Annotated in this window: 3 protein-coding genes and 1 pseudogene; 2 read left to right on the plus strand and 2 right to left on the minus strand. The window is 71.4% G+C overall.

The genetic code is table 11. From position 1 onward, the window contains the following. Positions 1-68 precede the first annotated feature (68 nt). Complete coding sequence (locus HLK59_RS48320) at positions 69-611, minus strand: hypothetical protein (protein ID WP_171148045.1); 543 nt, start codon at positions 609-611, stop codon at positions 69-71. 218 nt (positions 612-829) lie between these two features. Between HLK59_RS48320 and HLK59_RS48325 the strand changes: the two genes are divergently transcribed. Next, positions 830-1,555 carry a DUF4142 domain-containing protein gene (locus HLK59_RS48325; protein WP_171148046.1) on the plus strand — a complete coding sequence of 242 codons (726 nt, stop codon included), beginning with the start codon at positions 830-832 and terminating at the stop codon, positions 1,553-1,555. Between the two features lie 103 nt (positions 1,556-1,658). Here the strand turns inward: HLK59_RS48325 and HLK59_RS48330 are convergent, their stop codons facing one another. After that, on the minus strand, positions 1,659-3,308 hold the full coding sequence (locus HLK59_RS48330) for a glycoside hydrolase family 13 protein (protein WP_171148047.1): 1,650 nt from the start codon (positions 3,306-3,308) through the stop codon (positions 1,659-1,661). 286 nt (positions 3,309-3,594) lie between these two features. Here HLK59_RS48330 and HLK59_RS48335 point away from each other — a divergent pair. Beyond that, positions 3,595-4,380: pseudogene (locus tag HLK59_RS48335) on the plus strand (hypothetical protein); the annotation flags it as partial. Positions 4,381-4,659 lie beyond the last annotated feature (279 nt).

A 4,659-nucleotide genomic window follows, 5' to 3' on the forward strand; every position in this document is an offset into this window, starting at 1 on the left:
TTTTTTTTTTTTTTTTTTTATCGTACCGGCGCCCCCCCACATTTCCCCTTTCCTCTGCGTCGGCAGCGTCAGATGTTTATAAGGGCCCGGCCCGGGGCGGGGCGGTCGGGGTGCGGGGTCCCGTCCAGCAGCGCACGGGCCAGGGCGCGGCGCCGCTCCCGGTGCTCCGCGGCGAGCGCCGCCTGCTCGTCGAGATAGCTCTCGGCCACGGCGCCGACGACCCGCCCCTGCGAGGCGAGCAGCGCACCGCCCAACTCGACGAGCGCGGCCTCCTCGCCGGACCGGGCCGCCTCTTCCAACGCCTGCCACAGCACCTGCGCGCCCAGGGTGTACGTCCGCAGCAGCAGATGCAGCGGCATCCCCTCCTCGGCCCGCTGCACGGCCCGCTCCTGGAAGAGCTCCAGCCCCCCGTCCCCCGACCCGGCGTTGCGCAGGAACGACCGCATGGCCTGCCGCGCCGTGGCCGCGATCTCCACGTCCTTCACGTCGGCGGGCAGCTCCCCGTACCCCGGCAACCGCTCGAACACACCCCGGGCCATCCGCCGGGCAAGCTCATTGACCTGCCCTTCACAACGCAGGGCCAGGGCCCGGGCCGACGGCGACAACGACATACCTCACCTCCCGATCAACGGTAGCCACAGCGGCGCGGTGCGATCCGTACCACCCCGGCCCGACCGCCTCGGCCGGACCGCCGAAGTGACGTACGCATCATGAACACCCCTGGCCCGTCGTCCGTACTACAGAGTCGAACAATCCCGATCGGACAGGAGCCACGGTGCGCTTTTCGCGGAATACCACGGGAACGCTCTTTGTGGGCGGTGCGCTCAGCATGACCCTGGTCGCGCTCGCCTATCCCGCGATGCTCGGCTTCGACAAGGTGTCCACCGCCCAGGACCGCGTCATCGCCCAGACCCAGTGGGGGCCATTGACGGAGCAGGACCGGGACTTCGTGGTCAAGGTACGGGCGGCGGGTCTGTGGGAGTACCCGCTGGGGTTCAGCGCCCTGAAGAACGGGACGACGGAGGAGGTCAAGGAGGCGGGAAGGCACCTCATCGACGGACACGCCGCCCTGGACGCCGCCTGCCGCAAGATCGCCCCGATGCTCAACATCACCCTGCCGAACGTGGCGAGTCCGCAGCAGGTGGCGTTCGTGAACCAGATCGACTCCAGCAGCGGTCGGGAGTACGACTCGAACTTCGCCAACATCCTGCGCATCACCCACGGGTCGATCTTCAACACGATCGCCAAGATCCGCTCCACCACGAAGAACTCACTGGTGCGATCGCTCGCCGACATGGCCAACAACACGGTCCTGGACCACATCACGGTCATGGAGAAGACCGGCTTCGTCAACTTCGACCAAGCCCTCTTCCAGCAGACCACCCCGCCGAAGCTGCCGCTCGTCGACCTGACCCCGCCGGCACCGCAGCCCGGCGAGCCGATGGTCGTGCTCAGCCCGCCGGCGAACCCGACGTCCACACCGATCGCGGTCCCCGGTGAAGGGTCGAGCGCCACCCCGGCCGCGGGCGCCAGCCCGAGCCCGACCATCGGCTGATCGGGCCGAGCGGGTCGGGCGAAGTCCGCTGGGGAACTGCGCGACCAGCCACGACGGCGCGGCAGCCGAACGACGGCACCTCACCGCTGATCCAGCGGAGCGCTCAGGCCAGCCAGACCGTGGTGTCCGGTGCCAGCAGCCCGTCCTGCGACGGGCCGCTGGCGATGAGAACTTCCCCCGGCGGCAGCGCGACCGCCGCCGGGGACAGGTTGGCCACACACCGCCACCCGTCGTGGCGTACGAAGTCCAGCACCCCGTCGGCGGCCCCGTCGGACCAGGTCAGCGCCTCCCCCTCCAATAGCTTGCGGCGCAGCTTCAGGGCCGTGCGGTACAGCTCCAGGGTCGAGCCCGCGCTGCCGTCCTGGGCCTCGACGGCGTACTGGGCGAAGCTCTCCGGCTGCGGCAGCCAGGAACCTCCCGCGCCGAAGCCGTACGACGGCCCGGTCCGTGTCCACGGCAGCGGCACCCGGCAGCCGTCACGGCCCTTGCGCACCCGTCCCGTCTGCTCCCACACGGGGTCCTGGAGCACCTCGACGGGCAGGTCGGCGACCTCCGGCAGACCGAGCTCCTCGCCCTGGTAGACGTACGAGGATCCGGGCAGCGCCAGCATGAGGAGCGTCGCGGCGCGGGCACGGCGCAGCCCCGCGGCGGCGTCGACCTCCGGTGCGCGGCCGCCGGAGAGCAGCCAGGCGTTCTCGTCCGTGCCCGGCGGGAGCATCAGGCGGGAGGTGTGGCGTACGACGTCGTGGTTGGAGAGCACCCAGGTGGCCGAGGCCCCGGCCTCGCGGGCGCCGGCGAGGGAGTCGGCGATGACCTCGCGGAGTTCGGCGGCGTCCCAGCCCGCGAGCAGGTAGGCGAAGTTGAAGGCCTGGCCGAGCTCCTCGGGGCGGGCGTACCGCGCGCGCCGGGCCGCGCTCGGCACCCAGGCCTCGGCGACCGCCATGCGGGGCGGGCGGTAGGAGTCGAAGAGCTCCCGCCAGTCGCGGTAGATGTCGTGGACCTCGTCGCGGTCGAAGAAGGGGTGGGTGCCGGGCGCGAACCGCGTCAGCGCCTCCTCACCGCTGAGTTCGGGTGCCCCGAGGTCGCGCAGCGGCTCGGCGAGGTCCTTGGCGAGGGCGTGGGCCACGTCGACGCGGAAGCCGTCGACGCCCCGGTCGGACCAGAACCGCAGGGTGGTGCGGAAGTCGGCGCGGACCTCGTCGTGGTCCCAGTTGAAGTCGGGCTGCTCGGGTGTGAACAGGTGCAGATACCACTGCCCGTCCGGCACCCGCTGCCACGCGCTGCCGCCGAACACGGACTGCCAGTCGGTGGGCGGCAGTTCCCCGTGCGCACCCCGTCCGTCCCGGAAGACGTACCGCTCGCGGGCGGCCGAGCCTGGCCCGGCGGCGAGCGCCTCCTGGAACCACGCGTGCTGGTGGGAGCTGTGGTTGGGGACGAGGTCGACGATGACCTTCAGGCCGAGCCGGTGGGCCTCGGCGACCATGGCGTCGAAGTCGTCGAGGGTGCCCAGGCGCGGGTCGACGTCCCGGTAGTCGGCGACGTCGTAGCCGCCGTCGGCGAGCTCGGACGGGTAGAAGGGGCTCAGCCACAGGGCGTCGACGCCCAGGCCGCTCAGATGCGTGAGCCGCTCGGTGACGCCTCTGATGTCACCGAGCCCGTCGCCGTCGGCGTCGCCGAAGCTTCGGGGGTAGACCTGGTAGACGACGGCCTGCCGCCACCAGTTCGGGTCCCTGGACGAGAGGTCGGGGGTCACACGATCTCCTGAGTGCTTTGTACGTACGGCAAAGACGAACAAAGGGGAATCTGTCCACAGCCGAGAAGGGACGAACCTCCGCACTTTGCGGAGCACGCCGTTCCTTGTGTGGCGAAATTGTGATGGCTGATGAACAGACCTTGCATTCCCGCAGGTTGACACTGTTCGGCGGCGAGATCCACGATGTCCGCAGCTGTGGCGCATATGACCAATGGGCCCAGTGTTGCCGAGTGCTATTTCTGTGCCCTCGGCGTATTTCGGATCACTCCACCCTGATGGGATACGCATGTCCATAGCGAGACGTGTCACTGTGCGACGCCTGCTGGGGACGGGCGCCGCGACGCTCGCCCTCTGCGCCTCGGGCGCATCCGCCGCCTGGGCCACCGGGCCCGGCGGCGACGGCTGGAACCACGGTGGCACCTACAAGCCCGGCACGGGCGCGGGTACGGAGACCGGGACCGACCGTTGCCAGTTCTCCCTCGACGGGGCGAACTTCTTCGACTCCGTCAAGGTCGACGACCAGAACCTGAAGCCGACCGAGGACGGCAAGGTCCACATCAAGGTCCGCGCCGCCCAGGACGCGTCCACCTGCACGGCCTCGCTGGCCTCCTACATCGCCCACGGTCCGACCTTCGCGACCTCCGGCGAGCAGATCTTCGTCGACTTCGACACGGTGACCGTCAAGCAGGGCCAGACCGACTCCCTCGACATCGCGGTGCCCGACGCCGGCTGCTACGCGCAGATCGACCTCTACCGGGGCGCCACGAAGTTCGACGGCAACCTCGACGCCAACGACGGCTTCACCCACGGCGACCTGCCCAAGGGTCCGGACCGCCCGGTCATCAAGGACAAGCTGATCGCGGCCTGGAACGGCGGCACGAAGGACTGCTCGACGACGCAGACCACGCCTCCGGCGACCCCGCCCGCCGAGTCGACGCCCCCGGCGTCCGAGTCGACCCCGCCGGCCTCCGAGTCGACTCCCCCGGCCGACGAGAGCACGCCTCCGGCCTCCGAGACCCCGTCGACGGAGTCTCCGACCCCGTCCGCCTCGGAGTCCACCACGCCCCCCGCCGCCGTTCGGGGTGGCGGCGCGGGGCGTGGTGGCCCCCGCGGCGGCTGGGGTCGCAGACCCCGTCGACGGGGTCTCGGCGGCCGGAGGCGTGCTCTCGTCCCCCGCGGGCTTCGACTCGGCGGCCCGCTGAGTCCACCCGGACGCCGCGCGCGCCCACTCGCCGCCCCCCCCCCCCCCCGGCCCCGACCCCCCCCCCCCCCCCGCCCCCCCGCCGCCCTCCCCCGCCCCGCCCCCCCACCCCCTGCCGCCCGTCCGGCGCCTCCCCTCCGCCCCTGCCCC

Source organism: Streptomyces sp. S3(2020), assembly GCF_013044505.1.
Classification (GTDB): domain Bacteria; phylum Actinomycetota; class Actinomycetes; order Streptomycetales; family Streptomycetaceae; genus Streptomyces.

What these genes read in the sequence shown, in the direction of transcription:
- HLK59_RS48325 (WP_171148046.1), top strand. Translation starts at nt 830, where the DNA reads ATGACCCTGGTCGCGCTCGCCTATCCCGCGATGCTCGGCTTCGACAAG.
- HLK59_RS48320 (WP_171148045.1), bottom strand. Translation starts at nt 611, where the DNA reads ATGTCGTTGTCGCCGTCGGCCCGGGCCCTGGCCCTGCGTTGTGAAGGG.